Source organism: Diaphorobacter sp. B2A2W2, assembly GCF_056730635.1.
Genome location: NZ_JBWZOR010000004.1, coordinates 67024 through 88123, shown reverse-complemented (window position 1 = coordinate 88123; position 21100 = coordinate 67024). Strand labels below are relative to the sequence as shown.

The 21100-nt window shown below is 67.8% G+C and carries 22 protein-coding genes; 14 read left to right on the top strand and 8 right to left on the bottom strand.

All coding sequences use genetic code 11. From position 1 onward, the window contains the following. Positions 1 to 126 precede the first annotated feature (126 nt). The 6 genes from AC1PPL_RS09105 (at position 127) to AC1PPL_RS09080 (ending at position 6005) form a co-directional block, all read left to right on the top strand. On the top strand, positions 127 to 1899 hold the full coding sequence (locus AC1PPL_RS09105; RefSeq protein ID WP_479973111.1) for a DEAD/DEAH box helicase: 1773 nt from the start codon (positions 127 to 129) through the stop codon (positions 1897 to 1899). 136 nt (positions 1900 to 2035) lie between these two features. Continuing rightward, positions 2036 to 3073: a ParA family protein gene (locus AC1PPL_RS09100; RefSeq protein ID WP_479973110.1), complete on the top strand. Its 1038-nt coding sequence runs from the start codon at positions 2036 to 2038 to the stop codon at positions 3071 to 3073. A gap of 5 nt (positions 3074 to 3078) precedes the next feature. Then, the gene (locus AC1PPL_RS09095; RefSeq protein WP_479973109.1) at positions 3079 to 3762 is read left to right on the top strand and encodes a hypothetical protein; all 684 of its coding nucleotides are present in this window, start codon (positions 3079 to 3081) and stop codon (positions 3760 to 3762) included. Positions 3763 to 4103: 341 nt separating this feature from the next. Further along, on the top strand, positions 4104 to 4505 hold the full coding sequence (locus AC1PPL_RS09090) for a VOC family protein (protein ID WP_123675528.1): 402 nt from the start codon (positions 4104 to 4106) through the stop codon (positions 4503 to 4505). Positions 4506 to 4530: 25 nt separating this feature from the next. Continuing rightward, a complete protein-coding gene (locus tag AC1PPL_RS09085; protein ID WP_479973108.1) occupies positions 4531 to 5292 on the top strand; it encodes a 3-oxoacyl-ACP reductase in 762 nt (253 codons plus the stop codon). Between the two features lie 14 nt (positions 5293 to 5306). Continuing rightward, positions 5307 to 6005: a glutathione S-transferase N-terminal domain-containing protein gene (locus tag AC1PPL_RS09080; protein ID WP_479973107.1), complete on the top strand. Its 699-nt coding sequence runs from the start codon at positions 5307 to 5309 to the stop codon at positions 6003 to 6005. 203 nt (positions 6006 to 6208) lie between these two features. Here AC1PPL_RS09080 and AC1PPL_RS09075 read toward each other — a convergent pair whose 3' ends face one another. The 5 genes from AC1PPL_RS09075 to AC1PPL_RS09055 all read right to left on the bottom strand — a co-directional run bounded on the left by AC1PPL_RS09075 (position 6209) and on the right by AC1PPL_RS09055 (position 12068). After that, a complete protein-coding gene (locus AC1PPL_RS09075) occupies positions 6209 to 8296 on the bottom strand; it encodes an acetate--CoA ligase family protein (protein ID WP_479973106.1) in 2088 nt (695 codons plus the stop codon). Between the two features lie 203 nt (positions 8297 to 8499). Next, positions 8500 to 9486 carry a tripartite tricarboxylate transporter substrate binding protein gene (locus AC1PPL_RS09070; RefSeq protein ID WP_479973105.1) on the bottom strand — a complete coding sequence of 329 codons (987 nt, stop codon included), beginning with the start codon at positions 9484 to 9486 and terminating at the stop codon, positions 8500 to 8502. 181 nt (positions 9487 to 9667) lie between these two features. Next, positions 9668 to 10045 carry a Zn-ribbon domain-containing OB-fold protein gene (locus AC1PPL_RS09065; protein WP_479973104.1) on the bottom strand — a complete coding sequence of 126 codons (378 nt, stop codon included), beginning with the start codon at positions 10043 to 10045 and terminating at the stop codon, positions 9668 to 9670. Positions 10046 to 10050: 5 nt separating this feature from the next. Continuing rightward, positions 10051 to 11202, bottom strand: coding sequence for a thiolase family protein (locus AC1PPL_RS09060; RefSeq protein WP_015914551.1), 1152 nt, complete (start codon positions 11200 to 11202; stop codon positions 10051 to 10053). Next, entirely contained in the window at positions 11199 to 12068 is an 870-nt protein-coding gene (locus AC1PPL_RS09055; RefSeq protein ID WP_103738415.1) for an IclR family transcriptional regulator, read from the bottom strand. Before AC1PPL_RS09055 ends, AC1PPL_RS09060 begins: the two co-directional genes overlap by 4 nt. Before the next feature lie 219 nt (positions 12069 to 12287). On the opposite strand from AC1PPL_RS09055, the gene AC1PPL_RS09050 reads away from it, so the two are divergent. The 7 genes from AC1PPL_RS09050 (at position 12288) to AC1PPL_RS09020 (ending at position 17799) form a co-directional block, all read left to right on the top strand. Next, the gene (locus tag AC1PPL_RS09050; RefSeq protein ID WP_172208876.1) at positions 12288 to 13049 is read left to right on the top strand and encodes a tRNA-uridine aminocarboxypropyltransferase; all 762 of its coding nucleotides are present in this window, start codon (positions 12288 to 12290) and stop codon (positions 13047 to 13049) included. Between the two features lie 64 nt (positions 13050 to 13113). After that, entirely contained in the window at positions 13114 to 13674 is a 561-nt protein-coding gene (locus AC1PPL_RS09045; protein ID WP_479973103.1) for a DUF1439 domain-containing protein, read from the top strand. Positions 13675 to 13845: 171 nt separating this feature from the next. Continuing rightward, on the top strand, positions 13846 to 14850 hold the full coding sequence (locus AC1PPL_RS09040; RefSeq protein ID WP_015914548.1) for an SDR family oxidoreductase: 1005 nt from the start codon (positions 13846 to 13848) through the stop codon (positions 14848 to 14850). 179 nt (positions 14851 to 15029) lie between these two features. Beyond that, positions 15030 to 15431, top strand: coding sequence for a hypothetical protein (locus tag AC1PPL_RS09035; protein ID WP_424295684.1), 402 nt, complete (start codon positions 15030 to 15032; stop codon positions 15429 to 15431). 42 nt (positions 15432 to 15473) lie between these two features. Next, a complete protein-coding gene (locus AC1PPL_RS09030) occupies positions 15474 to 15902 on the top strand; it encodes a VOC family protein (RefSeq protein WP_312844396.1) in 429 nt (142 codons plus the stop codon). Positions 15903 to 16170: 268 nt separating this feature from the next. Next, on the top strand, positions 16171 to 17214 hold the full coding sequence (locus AC1PPL_RS09025; protein ID WP_088888166.1) for a pirin family protein: 1044 nt from the start codon (positions 16171 to 16173) through the stop codon (positions 17212 to 17214). Between the two features lie 111 nt (positions 17215 to 17325). After that, a complete protein-coding gene (locus tag AC1PPL_RS09020; protein ID WP_479973102.1) occupies positions 17326 to 17799 on the top strand; it encodes an FKBP-type peptidyl-prolyl cis-trans isomerase in 474 nt (157 codons plus the stop codon). A gap of 57 nt (positions 17800 to 17856) precedes the next feature. On the opposite strand, the gene AC1PPL_RS09015 is transcribed toward AC1PPL_RS09020, so the two are convergent. Beyond that, positions 17857 to 18774 carry a gamma-glutamyl-gamma-aminobutyrate hydrolase family protein gene (locus tag AC1PPL_RS09015; RefSeq protein WP_011807048.1) on the bottom strand — a complete coding sequence of 306 codons (918 nt, stop codon included), beginning with the start codon at positions 18772 to 18774 and terminating at the stop codon, positions 17857 to 17859. Between the two features lie 172 nt (positions 18775 to 18946). On the opposite strand from AC1PPL_RS09015, the gene AC1PPL_RS09010 reads away from it, so the two are divergent. After that, positions 18947 to 19291, top strand: a complete 345-nt coding sequence (locus AC1PPL_RS09010) for an HPF/RaiA family ribosome-associated protein (RefSeq protein ID WP_015914545.1) — start codon at positions 18947 to 18949, stop codon at positions 19289 to 19291. Positions 19292 to 19388: 97 nt separating this feature from the next. On the opposite strand, the gene AC1PPL_RS09005 is transcribed toward AC1PPL_RS09010, so the two are convergent. Together AC1PPL_RS09005 and gap are read right to left on the bottom strand one after the other, a co-directional pair. After that, positions 19389 to 19949, bottom strand: a complete 561-nt coding sequence (locus AC1PPL_RS09005) for a DUF924 family protein (protein ID WP_047351172.1) — start codon at positions 19947 to 19949, stop codon at positions 19389 to 19391. 144 nt (positions 19950 to 20093) lie between these two features. Then, a complete protein-coding gene (gene gap / locus AC1PPL_RS09000) occupies positions 20094 to 21095 on the bottom strand; it encodes a type I glyceraldehyde-3-phosphate dehydrogenase (RefSeq protein ID WP_123675538.1) in 1002 nt (333 codons plus the stop codon). Positions 21096 to 21100: the final 5 nt, after the last annotated feature.

The window sequence follows — 21100 nt, the reverse complement described above, 5'->3', positions numbered from 1 at the left end:
TGGCTCGGGGTTCTCGTCAGTTTGGAATCAGCTTCGCCGCCTATAAGGTTTCAATCCGAAACAAATAGGACGGGCGGGGGAGGAATGGCGACGTTGATACCCGCACTTGGCTCATGCGCGGGGCGCATGCAGTCGGGTGAACGCAGGCTGGCCGAGCGGCTGGAACAGAAACTCGAAGACGACTACCTGCTGTGGTGGGACGTGCCCATTGGCCCCAAGCAGACGCGGCCCGACTTCGTGGTGCTGCACCCGCGCCGGGGTGCGCTGATCCTGGAGGTAAAGGACTGGCGCCTGGACACCATCCGCAGCGCCACGCGCGAGCGCTTCGAGATCGCGCCCGACGGGCAGCTCAAGGTCGTCATCAGCCCACTGCAGCAGGCGCGGCACTGCGCCATTCAGGTGGTGAACGCGCTGGAGCGCGACCCGCAGCTCGTGCAGGGCGCGGGGCCGTACCAAGGCAAGCTGGCCTTCCCCTGGGGCCATGGCGTGGTCTTCACCAACATCACGCGCAAGCAGTTCGAGGGCGCCGGCCTGGGCGAGGCCATCCCCCCGCACCTCGCCATCTGCAAGGACGAGATGTACGAGGACGTGGACGCCGAAGCCTTCCAGCAGCGGCTGTGGGCCATGTTCCCCCACGCCTTCGGCAAGGGCGCCATCACGCTGCCGCAGCTTGACCGCGTGCGCTGGATTCTCTTTCCCGAAGTGCGCGTGCCCCAGCAGCAAAGCCTGTTCGGCACGGGCGCGCAAGGCGACGACGAGGACGCCTGCCTGCCCGACATCATGCGCGTGATGGACCTGCAGCAGGAGCAGCTGGCCCGCAGCCTGGGCGACGGCCACCGTGTGATCCACGGCGTGGCGGGCTCCGGCAAGACCATGATCCTGGGCTACCGCGCCGAGCACCTGGCACAAACGCAGACGCCCGGCAGCAAGCCCATCCTCATCCTTTGCTACAACGAGCCGCTGGCCGTGAAGCTGGCCGCCAGCATGCAGGCCAAGGGGCTGGCGGAGCGCGTGCACGTGCGCCACTTCCACAAATGGTGCCGCGACCAACTCGTCGCCTATCACCTGCTGCCAGACAACACACGCGGCTGGCCCGTGGACAAGCTGATGCAGGAGTACGTGCAGCGCGTCATCAACGGCGTGGACGCGGGCCACATCCCCGCAGGCCAGTACCACGCCATCCTCATCGACGAGGGGCACGACTTCGCGCCCGAATGGCTCAAGCTGGTCACGCAGATGGTGGACCCCACCACCAACAGCCTGCTGCTGCTGTACGACGACGCGCAAAGCATCTACGACCGCACCAAGAAAAAGAACTTCAGCCTGAAGAGCGTGGGCATCCAGGCCGCCGGCCGCACCACCATCCTGAAGATCAACTACCGCAACACGCGGCAAATCCTGCAGCTGGCCCACCGCATGGCGGGCGACCTGCTGAAACCCGAAGACGCCGAGGGTGGCGACGACGGCATCCCCCTGCTGCAACCCCTGAGCTGCGGCCGCGAAGGCCCCGAGCCCATCGTCATCGACCTGCCCACCCTACCCGAGCGGGTGGCACGCATGGCCGAACTGCTGGCCGACCAGCACGCTCAGGGCCACGCCTGGGGTGACATGGCCGTGCTGTGCCGGCATCACAAGGAGATGGATGAATGCTCCACGGCTCTGGCGCGCAAGGGGCTGCCGCACAGGGTGCGCAAGCGCTCAGGCGATTACAAGCCGGAAGAAGACGCCATCAAGGTGATGACGATGCATGCGAGCAAAGGATTGGAGTGGCCTGTGGTGGCGGTGATGGCTGAAAAAGGCCCGGATGCAAAAGCCGCAGAAAACCAGGAATCCATATTGGAGGCGCGGGTGGTTTATGTGGCCACGACGCGGGCTATGCAGAGATTGTTGGTTTTATAAATTCTGAATAGAGGGTCGGCGGCCGGTTGCGGCCCGAAAGCGACGTTGAGCGTAACTCTACAATCCGGTTATTTGTTAGACAACATAGGCCATACCTGCCTCCAACAAGACCAAACAAAATAAAAAGGAAACTCAAATGACGAAAATCGTCTCCCTGTACAACAACAAAGGCGGCGTTGCGAAGACAACCACACTATTCAATATGGCCGTATATCTGGCGCAAGTCCAAGAAAAGAAAGTATTACTAGTGGATTGCGATCCGCAATGCAACTGCACGGAGTTGTTCTTTTGTTCTGCAGACAATTTCGATGACCCCGACCTCCCCCTGCCGGGAACCAGCATATACGAAGCACTCCAGCCGAGATTTGATGGCGACAGAGCGAGAGTTGATGTCAAAGATATAGACATTACCCCATCGCCAATATATAAAAATCTAAGTATTTTGCGTGGCGACATCAACTTCTCACGAGCTGAGCAGTATTTCTCCATCGCAATATCTCAGGCAGTCACCGAGTCAATACACGATAAAAACACGTATGCAGTAATGAGTAGAATGCTCAGAGATTTGGGCGCCCTGCATGGATTCGACTACATACTATGCGATGTTGGCCCAAGCGCCGGATCAATCACCCGCATGACAATCCTTTCATGCGACGGTGTATTCATTCCGACTGCCCCAGACAGATTTTCATACCAAGCAATACAAGGTATGGGATCGATCATGAACGAATGGCTCACCCGGCATGAATTAATCATCGCTACATTTGACCCCTATGGTATCAAGGCGCCATTTACCACGCCAAAATTTTACGGCGCGATTGTAAATAACTATAAAATTCACCGAGCCGGGAAAAAGAAGGGGTCGTACTTAAAATGGGAACAGCTTATTAAAGATGGCATCGTCAACTTGCTGTTATCTGGATCAGGGAAAAAGTTGTTACCCAATCAGCAATCCCTGCTTTCCAATCCCTTTGTCGCATCAATTCGTGACGTCGGAGCAATGGCTCCTGTAGCACAGATTGTAGGAAAAGCAATATTTGATATTGCGCAACCCGATACTGTGCACGCATCATCGGATGGTGATTATTACCGTGGTGCTGTGTGGGCCGATTGGGTGACCCGGATGGATGAATACAAATCAGAAATTGGAAAAATTGCTGCAGCGATGGAGTAAATCGTATGGCAATCCCCTACACATTCGTTTCCCTACTTGATGTCCTTGGTTACAAAAACAAAATCAACGATGACCGCCACAATGGCAAGGAAGACTTCAAACAAAAACTAGAATCTGCGCTATCCGTGCTGAATGGTATCAATGAAACTGAAATTAGTTATCAAGCCATTAGCGACACAATCATCGTCAGCACGCACCCATCAACACCATTTCCGGAATTTCTACGGACACTCGTGCGTGTTCACAGATCATTTCTTAAGAATGGTTTATTCATCAGAGGTGGGATATCATTTGCGCCACACTTCAAATCCGGATCACTCACTTACAGTCACGCACTTCCGATTGCTTACGAAATAGAGCAAAAACAAGCAATTTACCCTAGAATTGTCATTGACAAGAACATCATTGAGATGATGAAGCCAGGCGAAAAGCTTGAAGCCGCAACAATTGAAATAAATAATGAAGAACTAATCTGCAAAGAAAACGGAATTTATTTCCTGAATATTGTTGGCAAATCATCGGCGGAGTGTCATTCTCTCGCAAAATCCATATATGATTCAGAAAAATCCTTCCTCGAAGGAAATGAGCACGAATTGGCCAAGCATCGTTGGCTTCAAAACCTGATTGTCGCGCTATCGGGTGCGACGCTTACTCCCTATATGGATGGAGTTGAAATCTTTTATCCCTAGGTTTTGGGATGGCAACGGCCTATGCCTTTCTACAAAGGCAATATGTTGGCTAACTGACGGTTCAACGCGAATGCCAACACTGGCCATGCCATCGGCATTTTTTATGGCCAGTATTGGTGCCCTCCGCCTTTGGGTTGAGCGCCGGTTAATCTGAGCGTTGAGCGTCCGCTTTCATCTGCCGCCACAGACCGCTCCTGGCCGACAGAGCCAATCGTTGACTTTGGCAGCACTCCTGCACTTTGTCCCTTTGCCCGCTACCATCCTTCGCGCGGCCTTGTGCCGCTACGCACATGCCCATTCGGGCTGACTCGCGCGTTTCACACCAAGGAGACCCACCCCCCATGTTCAGCCACGTCATGCTGGGAGCCAGCAACCCCGACCAATCCAAGCAGTTCTACGACGCCTTCCTGGGCGCCCTGGGTTGCAAGCCTGGCTTCACCGACCCCAAGGGCCGCACCTTCTGGCGTCACGCGGGCAACACCTTTGCCATCTCCGCGCCCATTAACGGCGAGCCGGCCTGCTTTGGTAACGGCGCCACGACGGGCTTTGCGGCCGAGTCGCCCGAGCAGGTGGATGCGGCGCACGCGGCGGGCGTGGCCAGCGGCGGCGTGACGTGTGAAGACCCGCCGGGCTGGCGCGAGCATGCGCCGGGCGGGCGGCTGTACCTGGCCTACCTGCGCGACCCGGCCGGCAACAAGCTGTGCGTGCTGCACCGCCCGCCCAAGGAAGCCAAGGCCGCCTGACGGCGCGTTTCACTAGGATTTATGCATGCTTTTGTCTGAACAATGGGTGCTGGTCACGGGCGGCGCCCGGGGCCTGGGCCAGGCCATCACGCGCGCCGTGGCGCGCGAGGGCGCGGGCGTGGTCGTCAACTACCACCGCAGCGATGCCGCCGCCCAGGCGCTGGCCGACGAGCTGGGCCCGCGCGCCATCGCGCTGCAGGCGGACGTGACCGACGCCGCCGCCGTGCAGCGCCTGTTTGCCACCGCGCGCGAGCGCACCGGCGCCCCCATCAGCGCCGTGGTGAACAACGCGCTGGCGCAGTTCTCGTTCGACGGCGATGCGCGCCCCAAGCTGGGCGAGATCACCTGGGAGCGCTTCAGCCAGCAGATCGAGGGCGCGGTCAAGGGCGCGCTCAACACCATGCAGGCCGCGCTGCCCGGCATGCGCGCGCAGGGCTTCGGGCGTGTCGTGAACGTGGGCACCAACCTGTTCCAGAACCCGGTGGTGCCGTACCACGACTACACGGCGGCCAAGGCCGCGCTGCTGTCGCTCACGCGCACGGCGGCGCACGACCTGGGGCCGGATGGGATCACGGTGAACATGGTGTCGGGCGGGTTGCTGCGTACCACCGACGCCAGCAGTGCCACGCCCGAGGCGGTGTTCGACCTGATCGCCAGCATGACCCCGCTGCGCCGCGTGACCACGCCGGCCGAGTTTGCCGACGCGGTGCTGTTCTTCCTCTCGCCCTGGGGCCGCGCCGTGACGGGGCAGAACCTCGTGGTGGACTGCGGCCTCGTCAAGGATTGAAAAAGGAGTTGCCCATGGCATGGACCCACCCCATCACGGCCAAATGGCCCGCCGCGCACCCCGACCGGCTGCAGCTGTATTCGCTGCCCACGCCCAACGGCGTGAAGGTGTCGATCCTGCTGGAAGAGACGGGGCTGCCGTACGAGCCGCACCTGGTGAGCTTTGAGACCAACGACCAGCTCTCGCCCGAGTTCCTCGCGCTCAACCCCAACAACAAGATCCCCGCCATCCTCGACCCCAACGGCCCCGGCGGCCAACCGCTGGCGCTGTTCGAGTCCGGCGCCATCCTGGTCTACCTGGCCGAGAAAACCGGGCGCTTTCTGCCGCAGGACGCCGCCGCGCGCTACGAGACGCTGCAGTGGCTGATGTGGCAGATGGGCGGCGTGGGGCCGATGTTTGGGCAGCTCGGGTTCTTCCACAAGTTCGCGGGCAAGGACTACGAGGACAAGCGCCCGCGCGACCGCTACGTGGCCGAGTCCAAGCGCCTGCTGGGCGTGCTGGAGCAGCGCCTGACGGGCCGCGACTGGATCATGGGCAGCGACTACACCATCGCCGACATCGCCGTGTTCCCCTGGGTGCGCAACCTCGTGGGCTTCTACGGCGCGGGCGATCTGGTGGGCTTTGACGCCTTCCCGCAGGTGCAGCGCGTGCTGGGGGCCTTCGTGGCACGCCCCGCCGTGCAGCGAGGGCTGGAGATTCCGGCGCGGGGCTAATCCGGCGCGGGGCATCCCGGCGCGGGGCTGACCCGCTGGAGGCTCACCCCACCCAGGGCGCACGCGTGGCGCGGTGAGCCCTCACGCATCCGGCCCGGCGCGGCGCAAGCGCACGCACCAGGATGGACGTGCGCCGCGCCCCGGCCAGTGCGCCGGTTCATGGTCAAAAACGGCTCTAGCGCTTATGTGGCAAGCGCGAGCAGCTATGCTTTTGATGCTTCCACCAGCGCATCCACCACCACGGCGCCCTGGCCGGCGGCACCCACCATCACCGGGTTCAGGTCCAGCGATGCAATGGCGCCGCCGGCACCCGCGATCACCTGGCCCACGGCCACGGCGATGCGCGACAGGGCGGCCACGTCCAGCGGCGGCTCGCCGCGCACGCCATCCAGCAGCGGGGCGATGCGCAGCGTGCGCAGCGCGGCCTGCACGTCAGCCTCGGAGAACGGGGGCAGCAGCACGGCGCAGTCCTTGAGCGCCTCCACGTACTTGCCGCCGTCGCCCACCACCACCACGGGGCCAAAGATCGGGTCCATGCGCGCGCCGACCATGAACTCATGCTGGCCCTTGCGCGTGGCCGCCACGATCACCCCGTCGCGCTGCACGCCCATCGCGTCCATCTTGGCCCAGAAGCGCTCGAACAGCTCGGCCGCCTGCTCGCGCGTCTGCACGCTGAGGGCCACCAGCCCGTGCTCGGACTTGTGCGGCACCTCGGCCGAGCAGGCCTTGACGACCGCGGGCGCGCCGATGGCGTCAAACGCTGCGCGCGCCTCGTCGGCGGTACGGCACAGGTGCATGGGCACCGTGGGCACGCCGTGGCGCGCCAGCAGGCCCAGGCTGTCCACCTCGTTCAGAAAGCCCTGTGCGCCGGCAGGCACCTGCACGTGGGGCAATGCGGGCCACGTGGCGCGCGGCTGGCGCATCCGTTCCGTGTGGCCGGCCACCTGGGCCAGCACGGCGATGGCCTCGCCCTCGTTGGGGAAGGTGGCGATGCCGTGCGCGCGAAAGGGGGCCGCCACGCTCTCTTGCCACGCGGCCACGGCCACGGGCTTGCCCGTCGTGGCCTCGAAGGCCGCGGCGTCCCGGGCGAACCGGTCCACGTCGTAGCCCGCGCCGGCCACGGGAATGTTCAGGAAGAACAGGTCCGCCGCCGGGTCCTGCGCCACGGCGGGCAGCACGTCGCCGAACAGGCCGCTGTTGGACAGCAGCGCGGCGGTGACGTCGATGGGGTTGCTGGCGGTGGCAAAGCCCGGCAGCTTGGAGGCCACTTCGGCTTGCGTGGCGGGGCTCAGCTCCGCCAGGGACAGGCCCATGTCTTCGGCGGCGTCGGCGCCCATCACGCAGCTGGCGCCGGAGTTGCTGATCACCACCAGGCGGCGGCCCTCGGGGCGCCAGCCCTTCAGGTAGGCGTGCGCGGCGCGTGCCTGCTCATGCGGGTCGCGCACGCGCCAGATGCCGTGGTGTTTGAAGAACGCGTCCACCGTGCGGTCCTCGTTGGCCAGCGCGCCCGTGTGGGACGACGCGGCCTTCTGCCCGCTGGCTGACCGCCCGGCCTTCACCGCGACGATGGGCAGGTCGCGCTCGCGCGCGTAGGCGGCGGTGGCGGCCAGCATCTCGGGGTGGGCGATGTTCTCCAGGTACAGCAGCAGCAGTCGCACGTCGGGGTCGTGCGCCACGGCCCAGGCCATCTCGGACGCGGTCACGTCGGCCTCGTTGCCCGTGGCGTGCACATGGCGCACGCCCAGGCCGCGCCCGCGCAGCAGGCCGTAGGCCATGGCGCTCATGCCGCCGCTCTGGCTCACGATGCCCACCGGGCCGTCCATGGGCGGCACCTCGATGAACATGGTGGAAAAGCCCGCGATGGCGCCCGTGCCGAAGTTGGCCAGGCCCTGCGTGTTGGGGCCGTACAGGCGCATGCCGGCGGCGCGCGCGGTGGCCACCATGTGGTCCTGCAGCTCGCGCCCGGCGGGGCCCGTCTCGCCAAAGCCCGAGGCGATCACCACGGCGGACTTCACGCCGCGCGCGGCGCATTCCTCCACCGCGGCGACGGTCTTGTCGCCGCCCACGGCGATCAGCGCCAGGTCGGGCACCTCGGGCAGCGCGGCCAGGCCGGTGTAGCTCTTGTGGCCCTGCACTTCCTCGCGCGCCGGGTTGATGGGATAGATGGTGCCCCGGTAGCCGTGGCGCTGCATGTAGTGGATGGGCCGGCCGCCGATCTTGTGGATGTTCTCGGAGGCGCCAACGATGGCGACCGAGCGGGGGTTGAGTGCGGAGGTAAGAAGGTCAGACATGATGGGTTGCGAGACGTTGGGCGTTCAGTCGCCCCGCCGCTGGCAGGGGCGTGGAATGCAATGGCAGGGACAGGGGCGCGGCGCAGGCAGCCAGCACACGCCAGCTCGGCGGCAACCCGCCCGGGGCCTGAAGCCGGCCGCGCCGCCACCGCAGCGCCCAGCGGGGCGAGCGTGTGGCGCGCGGCGCGGCCATTCAGCGGGCCTCAGTCAATCCGGGCGCCGGAGGCCTTGACCACCTTGCCCCACTTGTCCACCTCGGCCTGCAAGAAGCCGGCGTAGGCGGTGGGCGTGTTCCAGGCGGCGGCAAAGCCCTGGGCCTCAAAGCGCTGCTTCACCTCGGGGTTGTCCAGCGCCTTCTTCAGCTCGGCGTTCAGGCGGTCCACCACCTCCTTGGGCGTGCCCGCGGGCGCCAGCACGCCGTTCCAGGCGATGGCCTCGTAGCCGGGCAGGCCGGACTCGGCCACCGTGGGAATGTCCGGCGCGCTGGGCGAGCGCTGGCTGCTGGTCACGGCCAGCGCTTTCAACTTGCCGGCCTTCACGTGCGGCATGGACGAGAGCATGGTGTCGAACATCAGGTCCGCCTGGCCGCCCATCACGTCGGTGAGTGCGGGCGCGCTGCCCTTGTACGGCACATGCGCCATCTTCACGCCGGCCGACGCGCTGAACAGCTCGGCCGACAGGTGCGTGGACTGCCCGTTGCCGGACGACGCGTAGTTGAGCCCGCCTTGCTTGGACTTGGCCAGCGCGATCAGCTCCTTCACGTTGTTGGCGGGCGTGGCGGGGTGGGTCACGATGACCAGCGGCCCGCTGGTGAGCTGCGAGACGGGCGCGAAGTCCTTGGTGATGGAGTAGTTGAGCTTGGTGAACAGCGAGGGGTTGATGGCATGCGCCGTGGTGGCCACCACCAGCGTGTAGCCGTCCGCGGGGCTGCGGGCCACGGCTTCGGCGCCGATGTTGGCACCCGCGCCGGGGCGGTTGTCGATCACGAAGGGCTGGCCCATCTGCTCCTGGAGCTTCTGTGCCACCACGCGCGCCACGATGTCGGTGGGGCCGCCGGGCGGGTAGGGCACGACCAGCTTCACGGGCTTGTTCGGGTAGTCGCTGGCCCAGGCAAAGGGCGTGGCGGCGGCGCACAGCGCGGCGCAGGCCAGGCCCGTGAAGCGGCGGCGGTGTAAAGAGGTGAATGGCATGGTTTGTCTCCTTGTGATCTTTCAGTCGATGGATGAAAAGCGCGGCCGATGCAATTGGCGCAACCGAAACCAGGGCAGCCGAGCAAGGGCCTGGGCCGGCCGCGCCGCCCCGCAGCGAGGGCTGCGTCCCCCTGCCCGCGTTGCGCAGCAATGCGAGAGCGGGGGGAGGACGCGAAGCGTCTCAGGGGGGTGTTGCTTCATCTGCCACGAAGCGCAGCAGCGGCCGGCCCAGGTGCTCGAAGAATTCGGCGCGCACGCGCTCGCCGATCTGCACGCCCGCGGCCGCGTGGCCCATGAGGCGCGGGCCCTCGTCGAGCTGCACGATCACCAGCGTGTAGGGCGCCAGCGCGCGGAAGTCCTCCGAGGGCGCGCGCGCCACCACCGTGGTGGCGCGCACGGTGGCGGTGCCGGCGGCGGCGCGCCAGTCCAGCCCCTCGTGGCCGCAGCGTTGGCACGCGTAGCGCGCCAGGGTCTGGGCATGGCCGCAGGCGGCGCAGCTTTGAAAGCGCACCACGCCCGCGCGCAGGCCGTCGTTGAAAGAGGTTGCCAGCGAGGTCATGGCGGTCAGCCCTCCGTTGAAAGAATGAGGCTCACGTGGGACGACATCACGCCCCCGTCGGCATGGATGAAGGCGCGTTGCGGCGCACGGATCTGCCGCTCGCCCGCCTGGCCCGTCATCTGCCGCCACGCCTCCACGGTGTGGGCCATGCCGCCGGCCACGCCGCAGTGGCCGAACGACAGCAGGCCGCCGTGCGTGTTCAGCGGCAGCGCGCCCGTGGGCGCGAAGTCGCCCGCGCGGGCCCGTGCGGCAGCGCCGGCGCGCGGCGCGAAGCCGATCTCTTCGAGCAGCATCACCAGCGTGATCGTGAACGAGTCGTAGATGCCCAGGTAGTCGATGTCCGCAGGGCTCAGGCCGGCCTCGGCAAAGGCCTGGGCGGCGGCATCGGATGCGCCGCACCGCATCACGTCGGCCATGGCGGTGAGGTGCTGGTGGCGGTGTGCCTGGCCCGCGCCCGCCAGGCGCACCGGGGCGTGCGGGCCGGGCTCGGCCGAGACGACGAACGCCATGGCGCCGTCGGAAATGGGGCAGCAGTCCAGCAGCGACAGCGGCGCGGCGATGGGCTTGGCGGCCAGCACCTCGGCATGGGTGATGGGCGTGCGCAGGTGCGCGTCGGGGTGGCGCGCGGCGTTGGCGCGCATGAGCACGGCGAACTCGGCCAGGTCGGCGCTGGTGACGCCCGTGCGGTGCATGTATTCCGAGGCCATCAGCGCGTAGTACGCGGGCACGCTGGCGCCGTTGGGCACCTCGTAGTCGGCGTCGCCCACCTGGGCCAGGGTCTGGATGGAGCTGTCGCGCGACTGGCCCGTGAGGCGGTTCTCGCCCGCCACTACTAGCACGTTGCGGCAGCGGCCCGAGCGCACCAGCTCGCGCGCGGCCATCAGCATGGCCGCGCCCGTGGCCCCGCCCAGCTGCATGCTGTGCGCGTAGTGCGGCGCCAGTGCGAAGCGCTCGCAGAACAGCGTGGACAGCATCAGGTGCGGCAGCGTGGTGGCGTAGCCGCACAGCACGCCGTCGATGTCGGCGCGTGCCAGGCCGGCGCTGGCCAGCGCCTGGTGCGCGGCGCCGGCCATCAGGTCGAGCGCGCCGCGCCCTTCGTGGCGGCCAAAGGGTGTGCTGCCCGCGCCGCGCAGGTAGGCGGGGGAGGGTGGGGTCATCGCGGGGTCTCCGGGAGGGTTCTTGAGGGGGAGGCTGCGCCGGCCTGGCGGCGGCTGGTGCGCACGGCCTCGGACCAGCGCACCTGGCATACGGTGGATTCGCGCATCAGCGCCTGGGCCATGGCGGCTTCCCGCGCGAGGATGCGCTCGTTCAGCGCGGCAATGCTCAGGGCCGCCACGGGGCGGCCCTCGGGGTCGAGTACGGGCACGGCGATGCCGCCCATGCGCTCGACTACCACGTCCAGCAGCACCACGTGGCCGCGTTCGCGCGCGTCGGCGATGCGCTCGCGCAGCAGCGCGGGCGTGATGCGCGGGTAGCGGCTCATCTGGTTGGCGAGGATCTCCAGCGCCGCCTCGCGCTCGGCCTCGGGCATCCAGGCCAGCAGCGCCAGGCTGCCGGCCCCGGCGCCCAGCGGGCGGCGGCTGCCCACGCGCAGGTAGTTGGCGCGGATGGGGTAGGTGCCTTCCTCCACGTCGATGCACAGCGACTCCACGCCGCTGGGGATGGACAGCACCACGCTGTCCTCGAACTGGCCCACCAGCCGCAGCAGGCTGGGGCGCGCCAGCGGCCGCGGGTCAAAGCGCCGCAGCGCGGCCGCGCCCAGCACCATGAGTTCGGGCCCCAGCGAGAACTGCTTGCTCTGCGCATCGCGCGCGACGAAGCCGTCGCGCACCATCACCTCCAGCAGGCGCAGTGTGGTGGCCTTGTCCAGTTCGGCCGCGGCGGCAATGTCGGTCAGGCGCGCGTTGCCGCCTTCGGACATCACCCGCAGCACGCGCATGGCGCGCTCCACGGTGGACGTGCTGCCACCGGGCAGGTGGTTCACCACGGCCTTGGGGCGTGCGCTGGAGGGGGTGGGGGGCATGGTGCGTGTTTCTTTGGATGAAACGTGATTTGTCATGAAATTTAGGCGTGGGTGCGGTGGTTGGTCAAAGACCGTGTTTTAAATTTCAATGGCTAAAACAGTTGCGCCGCGATGCGAGGGCTTACCCTGATGAAAGCGGCGGCCGCGCCGCGCGCATGCCCCACAATCGCCGCCTTGCCGACCCTTGTGCGCGCCCGTTGCGGCGCACGCCGCCCTTCCATGCCCCATGCCGTTTCCCTGCTGCGCGCCGCGCGCCTGGCCCGCAGCGCCAAGCCGTTCCTGGCGCGCGGCGGCTCGCGCCGCGAGCGTTGCGAGGGCTGCCGCCTGCCGCTGAGCCACTGCCAGTGCGCGCTGCGCCCGCAGCCCGCGGTGCGCGCGGGTATGTGCCTGCTGATGGCGGACACCGAGCCGCTCAAGCCCAGCAACACGGGCTGGCTGATCGCCGACCTGGTGCCCGACACCCACGCGTTTGGCTGGGCGCGCACCGAGGTCGATCCCGCCTTGCTGGCGCTGCTGGCCGACCCGCAGTGGCAGCCCTACGTGGTGTTCCCGGGTGAGTTCGCCCAGGCCGCGCGCGTGGTGCAGGCCGTGGCGCCACAGGCCGACGCGGCTGCGCCCGCCGCTGCGCCGCAGGGCCCGCGCCCGCTGTTCGTGCTGCTGGACGCCACCTGGCCCGAGGCGCGCAAGATGTTCCGCAAAAGCCCCTATCTGGACCGCTTCCCGGTGCTGAGCCTGCACAGCGACGAGGCCTCGCGCTACCGGCTGCGCCGCTCCAAGCGCAGCGACCATTTCTGCACCGCCGAGGTGGCGGCGCTGTGCCTGGCGCAGGCGGGCGACACCCACGCGGCCGCGTTGCTGCTGGCCTGGCTGGACGTGTTCAGCGAGCGCTACCTGCTGGCCAAGCACCAGCGCCCCGTGGACCTGGACAGCGCTGCGCACCAGCAGCTGCGCGCGCTGGCCGGCCCGCAGCACACCGGTTGACGCAGTTGGTTGCACCGCGGGCCGCGGCGCTGCGCACAATGCCAAGTCTTTCGCTGACAACGCCATGCACCGCCGACTCGCCCTCTCGCACGTACTGACCGCCGCCCTGGCACTGGCCGCCGGCTGTGCCAGCGCGCAGCCCAGCTACACCATCAGCACCCAGCAGCTGCAGCAGGCGCTGGCCGAGCGTTTCCCGCGCAGCTACCCGCTGGGCGGGCTGCTGGACCTGCAGTTGCAGACACCGCAACTCACGCTGCTGCCCGAGCGCAACCGCCTCAACGCCGTGCTGGACGTGGCGGCCAGCGGCGCGCTGCTGCAGGCGCGGCGATACACGGGCGCGTTCGATGTGGACTTCGGCCTGCGCTACGAACCCACCGACCGCACCATCCGCGCGCACGACCTGCATGTGAACGCGCTGCGCCTGGACGGTGTGCAGCCCTCTGCCGCCGACATGCTGCAGCGCTACGGCCAGCAGTTGGCCGACCAGTCGCTGCGCGAGGTGGTGCTGCACCAGCTGCGCGACAAAGACCTGGCGCTGGCCGACGGCATGGGCCTGCAGCCCGAGAGCATCACCGTCACTCCGCGCGGGTTGCTGGTGCGCTTCGGCACCAAGCCGCTGTCGTGAATGCTGCGCTACTCATAGCGCTTCGCGCTGGATACGCAAGCGCTGCGGGCTGTTTGGATGCAAATGCGCCGCGCGAGGGCGGCTGTCCTACGCCGTTGCGCCGCCAGCGCGGTTACAAATAGGGTTTTGCCCTTCGTTGCGCCGCGCAGCGTCTGCGCGGCCCGCCGCACCATGACCACAGCTTTGCCCGCCAGCCCGTCCAGCGTATTCGCGTCCTCGCCCAATCCGGTGGTGGTGATCACCGGCGCCTCCAGCGGCATCGGCCACGCCACGGCGCTGGCGTTTGCGCGCCGCGGCGCGCGCCTGGTGCTGGCCGCGCGCAACCCTGACACACTGGCCCCTGTGGCGCTGGCCTGCCGCGCCGAGGGTGGGCAGGCGCTGGGCATTCCCACCGACGTGACCGACGCCGACGCGGTGCAGGCCCTGGCCGACAAGGCGGTGCGCCACTTCGGGCGCATCGATGTGTGGATCAACGGCGTGGGCGTGGGAGCCGTGGGGCGCTTTGACGATGTTCCGCTGGCCGCGCACCGCCGCGTGATCGAGTCCAACCTGCTGGGCCACGTGCACGGCGCGCACGCGGCGCTCACGCGCTTTCGCGCGCAGGGCCACGGCCTGCTGGTGAACCTGATCTCGCTGGGCGGCTGGGTGCCCGCGCCCTACGCGGCCGCCTACACGGCCAGCAAGTTCGGCCTGCGCGGCCTGTCCGAAAGCCTGCGCGCCGAGGTGGTCGACCTGCCCCAGGTGCATGTGTGCGACGTGGCGCCCACGTTCGTCGATTCGCCGGGCCTGTCGCACGGCGCCAACTACACGGGCCGGCGCATCCGCCCGCCGCTGCCCATGGTGGACCCGCGCGCGGTGGCCCAGGCCATCGTGGACCTGGCCGATGCGGCCCAGCCGCGCGCCGTCACCTGGCTGGGCCTGGGCGCGATGCCCGGGCGTGTGGCGCATGCGCTGGCGCCGCAGGGCACGGCGCGCGCCATGCGCTGGTTCAGCGACCTGGGGCTGCGCCGCGCAGCGCCCGCGCCGCTCACCCAAGGCAATCTGTTTGCCCCCTCGCACCAGACCTCCATCGACGGCGGCCATCGTCAGCGCATGGCGGGATCGGCCACGGTGGTGGCGGTGCTCGGTGTGGTCGGCCTGGCGGTGGGCTGGTGGTGGGGACGCGGACGGCGTTGATGCTCCTATTTGCATAGCTGTCAGCGCTTGATGGACGGGCGCTGCAGGCCTTTTTTATGCAAAGCAGCAGCGCCCGGCGTTTTCCTACAGCCCGCGCGCGGCCGGCTGCCTACGATGGCGCTGCCGGGGCCGCACCATGTGTGGCGCGGCATCCCACCTGCCACCGCCAGGACGCCGCCATGACCTCTCGCCCCTCCCACACCGACGCCACCGACGCCGCGCCACCGCCGGCCGAAAGCCACCCCGCCCACACCTTCACGCTGTACGCGTCGGGCGGGCGCGTGTACGCCAGCAATGTGCGCGACAAGCTCATCGACCTGGGCGCCCTCGCACCGCAGGCGCAGGGTTGGGCCTACCAGCTGGATGGCGACGGGCGCGTGGAGGCCGAAGGCTTTGACGATGCGCGGCAGGCGCTGGCCCACATCGCCGCCAGCATCACCTTCCTGTACCTGGACGGGCAGTTCACCGCGCTGCAGGACCTGGGCGACCGCGCCCGCCCCGACGTGCGCGGGGCGCCGCAGATCCAGGTGGCGCTGGACCCGCGCGGACAGGCCCGGCCCGCCATCGACGCGGCGGCGTAGGCGGTGCCTTTCAACCCCACGGCCCTTTGTGCGGAGAACGCGATGCAAGTCCAACCCTATCTGATGTTCGATGGCCGCTGCGAAGAGGCGCTGGCGTTCTACGCCCAGGCGCTGGGCGCGCAGACGCAGTTGCTGATGCGCTTTCGGGACAGCCCCGAGCCGCCCGCGGGCGAATGCTCCGCGTCGGCCGCCGTGCCCGGCGACAAGGTCATGCATGCGGAGCTGCGCGTGGGGGAGACGACCCTCATGGCCTCGGACGGCCTGGCGGGCGGCCACCCGGTGTTCAACGGCATCTCGCTCACGCTCTCGGTGGCCAGCGAGGTGGAGGCGCGCAGCAGGTTCGACGCGCTGGCCGACGGCGGCACGGTGGTGGCGCCGATGGCCAAGACCTTCTTTTCGCCCGCGTTCGGCATGGTCAACGACCGCTTTGGCGTGTCGTGGATGGTGCTGGCGGACTCCGCGCCGGGCTGAAGGCGCGAGGCAGGTGCCCCGGGCCGGCGGGCCGTCGCCGAGGGAGCTGCGGGCCCGCATACAGGGCGCCAGGTTGCTCATGAAAAAGTAGCTGCCAGCGCTCACCCCGACTGCCTTTGCGACGGTTTTTGCTCGAAGATTGGGCTGCCATCGTTCCACGCATGGGCCGCAGTGTCGCGCCGGCGCCCGCTGGGCAAATGGCCTTCCGTCCCCACATGATGCACAGTGCCTGCGCCGTGTCGCCGCGCCGGCCTTGGAAAGGAACCCCATGAACACCCGCGCCAGTCCCGTCCTGCAATCCCAGCCCCTGGGACCACTGTGGCCCACGCTCGATCCGTTCCTGTTCTGCGCCCATCATGACGACGCCTATCCCGCCGGCAACGGCGCCATGGGCGTGCAGGCGGTGGCGCTGGAGGGGCGCCAGATGGGCAGCGACTTCAGCCGCAAGGACGGCTTTTCGATGTACCACGGCGAGCACGTGCCCGGCTTTCCCGGCCACCCGCACCGGGGCTTTGAGACCGTCACGCTGGTGCGCAAGGGCCTGATCGACCATGCCGACTCGCTGGGCGCGGCCGCGCGCTTCGGTGGCGGCGACGTGCAGTGGGTCACCGCCGGCGCGGGCATCATGCATTCGGAGATGTTCCCGCTGCTGAACACCGACGCGCCCAACCCGCTGGAGCTGTTCCAGATCTGGCTGAACCTGCCCGCGCGCCACAAGATGGTGCAGCCGCACTTCACCATGCTGTGGAACGAACGCATCCCGCGCCTGGAGCATGCCGACGCGGCCGGCCTGCGCACCACGGTCACGGTGGTCGCCGGCGCGTTGGACGGCGCCGGTGCGCCGCTGCCGCCGCCCCCCGAGTCCTGGGCCGCGCAGGCGGACGCCGACGTCGCCATCTGGACGCTGCGCATGGAGCCCGGCGCGCATTGGACGCTGCCGGCGGCCCGCGGACAGGGCACGCGCCGCATGCTGTACTGGTTCGTGGGCGAAGGGCTCTCGATCGCCGGCGAGCCCCAGGGCGGCCACGCGGCGCTGGAGGTGGCGGCCGATCGGGCGCTGGAGCTGGTCAACACCGGCGGCGACACCGTGGAATGCCTGCTGCTGCAGGGCCGTCCCATCGGCGAGCCGGTGGTGCAGTACGGCCCGTTCGTGATGAACACCCAGCAGGAAATCATGCAGGCCATGCAGGACTTTCGCCGCACGCAGTTCGGCGGCTGGCCCTGGGACGCGAGCGACCCGGTGCACGGCAGCGCCCCCCGGCGCTTTGCGCGCCACCCGGGCAGCGCGCAGGACGAGGTGCCGCAGGCCTGAACGCCTGCACGGCGGCCGGCCCGGCCGCCCGCGTGGCCTTGGCGTGTGCGGGACAATGGCGGCCTTGCGGCGGCGCCTGCCCGCGCCGCCGCCCTCCACGGAAACCAAGCCATGAACATTACCCAAGACACCGCCGTCACGCTCAGCTACCGCGTCACCGATCCCGCCACGGGCAAGCCGCTCGATGCCGGCAATGTGGCCTACCTGCACGGCGGCTACGAGAACATCTTCCCCAAGGTCGAGGCCGCGCTGGAAGGCCAGGCCCCGGGCCATGCCGTCACGCTGGATCTGGCGGTGGAGGACGCGTTCGGCGCGCGTGACGAGAGCCTGGTGCGCACCATCCCCAAGAGTGAGTTCCCGCCCGGCGTGAAGGTGGGCGGCCAGTTGCAGGGCCCCGACGCCGACGGCCAGCCGCAGATGTTCCACGTGGTCAAGATCAAGGGCCCCGTGGTGCACCTGGACGGCAACCACCCGCTGGCCGGCAAGGCGCTGCGTTTTGCCTGCAAGGTGACCGAGGTGCGCGCCGCCACGGCCGAGGAGATCGCCCACCGCCATGTGCATGGCGGGCACGGGCACCACCATTGATGCTGCGTTATTGATAGCTGTCAGCGCTTGTCTATCAAGCGCCAGCGGTCATTTGGGCTAACGCCTGCGCAGCAATGCGCGGCGCAGCAGGCGCTCCGCGCGGTCGCGGATCTGCAGCGGGCTGTGGCCGGGCCGGGGCAGCACGCGCGCCCGGCTGCAGGCGGCCAGGAAGTCGTGCAGCAGCGGCGAGTCGTCCAGCGTGACGGCCGCGCTGGCGCGGAACTCCGGGTGCCACTGCGTCGCCGCGATGTAGCCGCGCCCGTGGCTCGGGTTGCGGCGTATCGCCTCGGGCACGCCGTCGGGGTAGCTCCAGGCCTCGATGTCGAAGCCGGGCGCCAGGTTCTTGATGCCCTGGTGGTGGATGCTGTTCACGGTGACGCGCGGCTGCTCCGGGTACAGCCGCGCCAGCCGCGTGCCGGGCACGATGTCCACCTCGTGGAAGTGCTGGTCGTAGGTGCTCGGGTTGCGGTGCTGCAGCGCGCCGGGGTGCTGGGTCTCGATGTCCTGGTACAGCGTGCCGCCAAAAGCCACGTTGATGAGCTGCAGCCCGCGGCACACGCCGAAGATGGGCTTGCCGGCCTGCTCGAAGGCCTCCACCACCGCCAGGTCGTACAGGTCGCGCACGCGATCGCCCAGCCATGCGTCCTTGAGCGGCACCTCGCCGTAGCTGCCGGGCCAGACGTCCGCCCCGCCGTGCATCACCACGCCGTCGAGCCACTCGGCATAGTGCTTGAGCGTGACGTCGCCGCGCGCGGTCTCGCCCGTCGGGCAGGGCACCATCACCACCAGCGCGCCGGCCGACATGATCCAGTGCGCGATGGACTGCTCCACGTACTGCAGGGTCTTGTTGGTGAACAGCGGCCGGCCCGGGTCCGCATGCGAAAAGCACGCGGACAGGCCGATCTTCAGGCGCGGCTGGGAGGGCGTCACCGACGGCATGCGGTCGGGCTGTAGCCAGGGCGGCAGGACAGTCATCGGCTCAGTTGTAACACCGCGCTTGCCCGCACGCTGTAGGAACGAGCCGCAGAGCGCGGCTGTGCGTTTTGCTTGATGCGAATCAAGCGTGCAGGCGCTTACTGGGGCATGATGAAGACGAGGGGCGCTACCGTCCGCCCCATCGACCCATCCACTTCACGAAGGAGAAAACATGCAGATCCAGGTGCATACCGACGACCACATCCAGGGCGGCGAATCGCTGGCCCGCTGGGTGCAGGAAGAAGCCACCGCCAAGCTGGCGCGCTTTCGCGAGCACGTGACGCGCGTGGAGGTGTTCCTGTCCGACGTGGACGGTGGCAAGTCCGGCGCGGCCGACAAGCGCTGCGTGATCGAGGTGCGCCCCGCTGGCCGCCAGCCTGTGGCAGCGCGTGCCGAGGCGGCCAAGGTGGCCGATGCTTTCACGGCGGCCGTGGAGAAGCTGGTGCGCGCGCTGGGCGACGACATCGAGCGCGCCAAGGACCGCAACGGCCGCGACACCATCCGCACGGCGGAGTGAGCGGGCGCTATTGATGCAATAGCTGCCGGCGCCCGACAGTAGGGCGCTGCAACATAAACAAGGCCGCAGGGGCGTTGGCTCCTGCGGCCTTTTGCCTTCAGAAGCTGCTGCCCGGCTGCTGCAGGAAGGCGAGCTCCTCGGCCGTGCTGGCGCGGCCCAGCGCGGCGTTGCGGTGCGGATAGCGGCCAAAGCGCGCAATGATGTCCCGGTGCGCATGTGCGAAGTGCAGGCTGCCCGGGTTGCCCAGCGCGGTGAACAGGCGCACCGATTCTTCCTGCACGCGCGGCGACTCGCTGTGCATGTAGGGCATGTACAGGAAGGCGCGCTGCGCAGGCTCCAGCCGCGCGTCCAGACCCTGTGCCAAGGCCTCCTGCGCCAGCACCAGGGCCATGCCGTCCTGCGCGAAGGCGGCGGGGGTGTCGCGGTGCAGGTTGCGCGAAAACTGGTCGAGCACCAGGATTTCCGCCAGGCGGCCCTGTGCATCGCCGCGCCAGTGCCACAACTCCCCCTGCGCGGCCTGCGCATGCAGCGCGGCGAAGCGGGTGCGGATGGCGGCGTCGAACGCGGCGTCCTTGGCGAACCATTGCTGCGGCGTGGCCTCGTCGAACCAGAAGCGCAGCACGTCCGCGGCGGTGGGGAGGGCGGGGGAGGTGGTCATGCCGCAAGTATGGGGTGCCGGCCGTGGGCGTGCTTTGCTATTGAATAAATAGCTACCTGCGCTTGATGGATAAGCGCCAGAGGCATATTTGACATAAAAAACGCGCCCGAAGGCGCGTTCTCTGTGAGCGGCGGAGGCTGCGGCTTACTTGCCGGCCATCACGCGCACCATCTCCAGGCACTTGTTGGAGTAGCCCCACTCGTTGTCGTACCAGGCCACGACCTTCACGAAGGTCTTGTCCAGGGCGATGCCGGCGTCGGCGTCGAACACCGAGGTGTGGGTCTCGCCCACGAAGTCGGTGGCCACCACCTTGTCCTCGGTATAGGCCAGCACGCCCTTCAGCGCGCCCTGCGACTGGGCCTTCATCTCGGCCTTGATCTCGTCGTAGCTGGCTTCCTTCTCCAGCTCCACCGTCAGGTCCACCACCGACACGTCGGAGGTGGGCACGCGGAAGGACATGCCGGTCAGCTTCTTGTTCAGCGACGGGATCACCACGCCCACGGCCTTGGCGGCGCCGGTGGAGCTGGGGATGATGTTTTCCAGAATGCCGCGGCCGCCGCGCCAGTCCTTGTTGCTCGGGCCGTCCACGGTCTTTTGCGTGGCGGTGGCGGCGTGCACGGTGGTCATCAGGCCGCGCTTGATGCCCCACTTGTCATGCAGCACCTTGGCCACGGGGGCCAGGCAGTTGGTGGTGCAGGACGCGTTGGAGATGATGGCCTGGCCGGCGTAGGTGGCGTGGTTCACGCCGAACACGAACATGGGCGTGTCGTCCTTGGACGGGGCCGACATCAGCACCTTCTTGGCGCCGGCAGCGATGTGCTTCTCGGCGCTGGCCTTGTCCAGGAACAGGCCGGTGGACTCGATCACGATGTCGGCGCCGACTTCGTTCCACTTCAGGTTGGCGGGGTCGCGCTCCTGCGTCAGGCGGATCTTCTTGCCGTTGACGATCAGCGTGTTGCCCTCGACCGAGACCTCGCCCTTGAAGCGGCCATGCACGCTGTCATAGCGCAGCATGTACGCGAGGTACTCGGGCTCCAGCAGGTCGTTGATGCCAACGACTTCGATGTCGGAGAAGTTCTGCACGGCCGAGCGCAGTACGTTGCGGCCGATGCGGCCGAAGCCGTTGATGCCAATCTTGATCGTCATGGTGT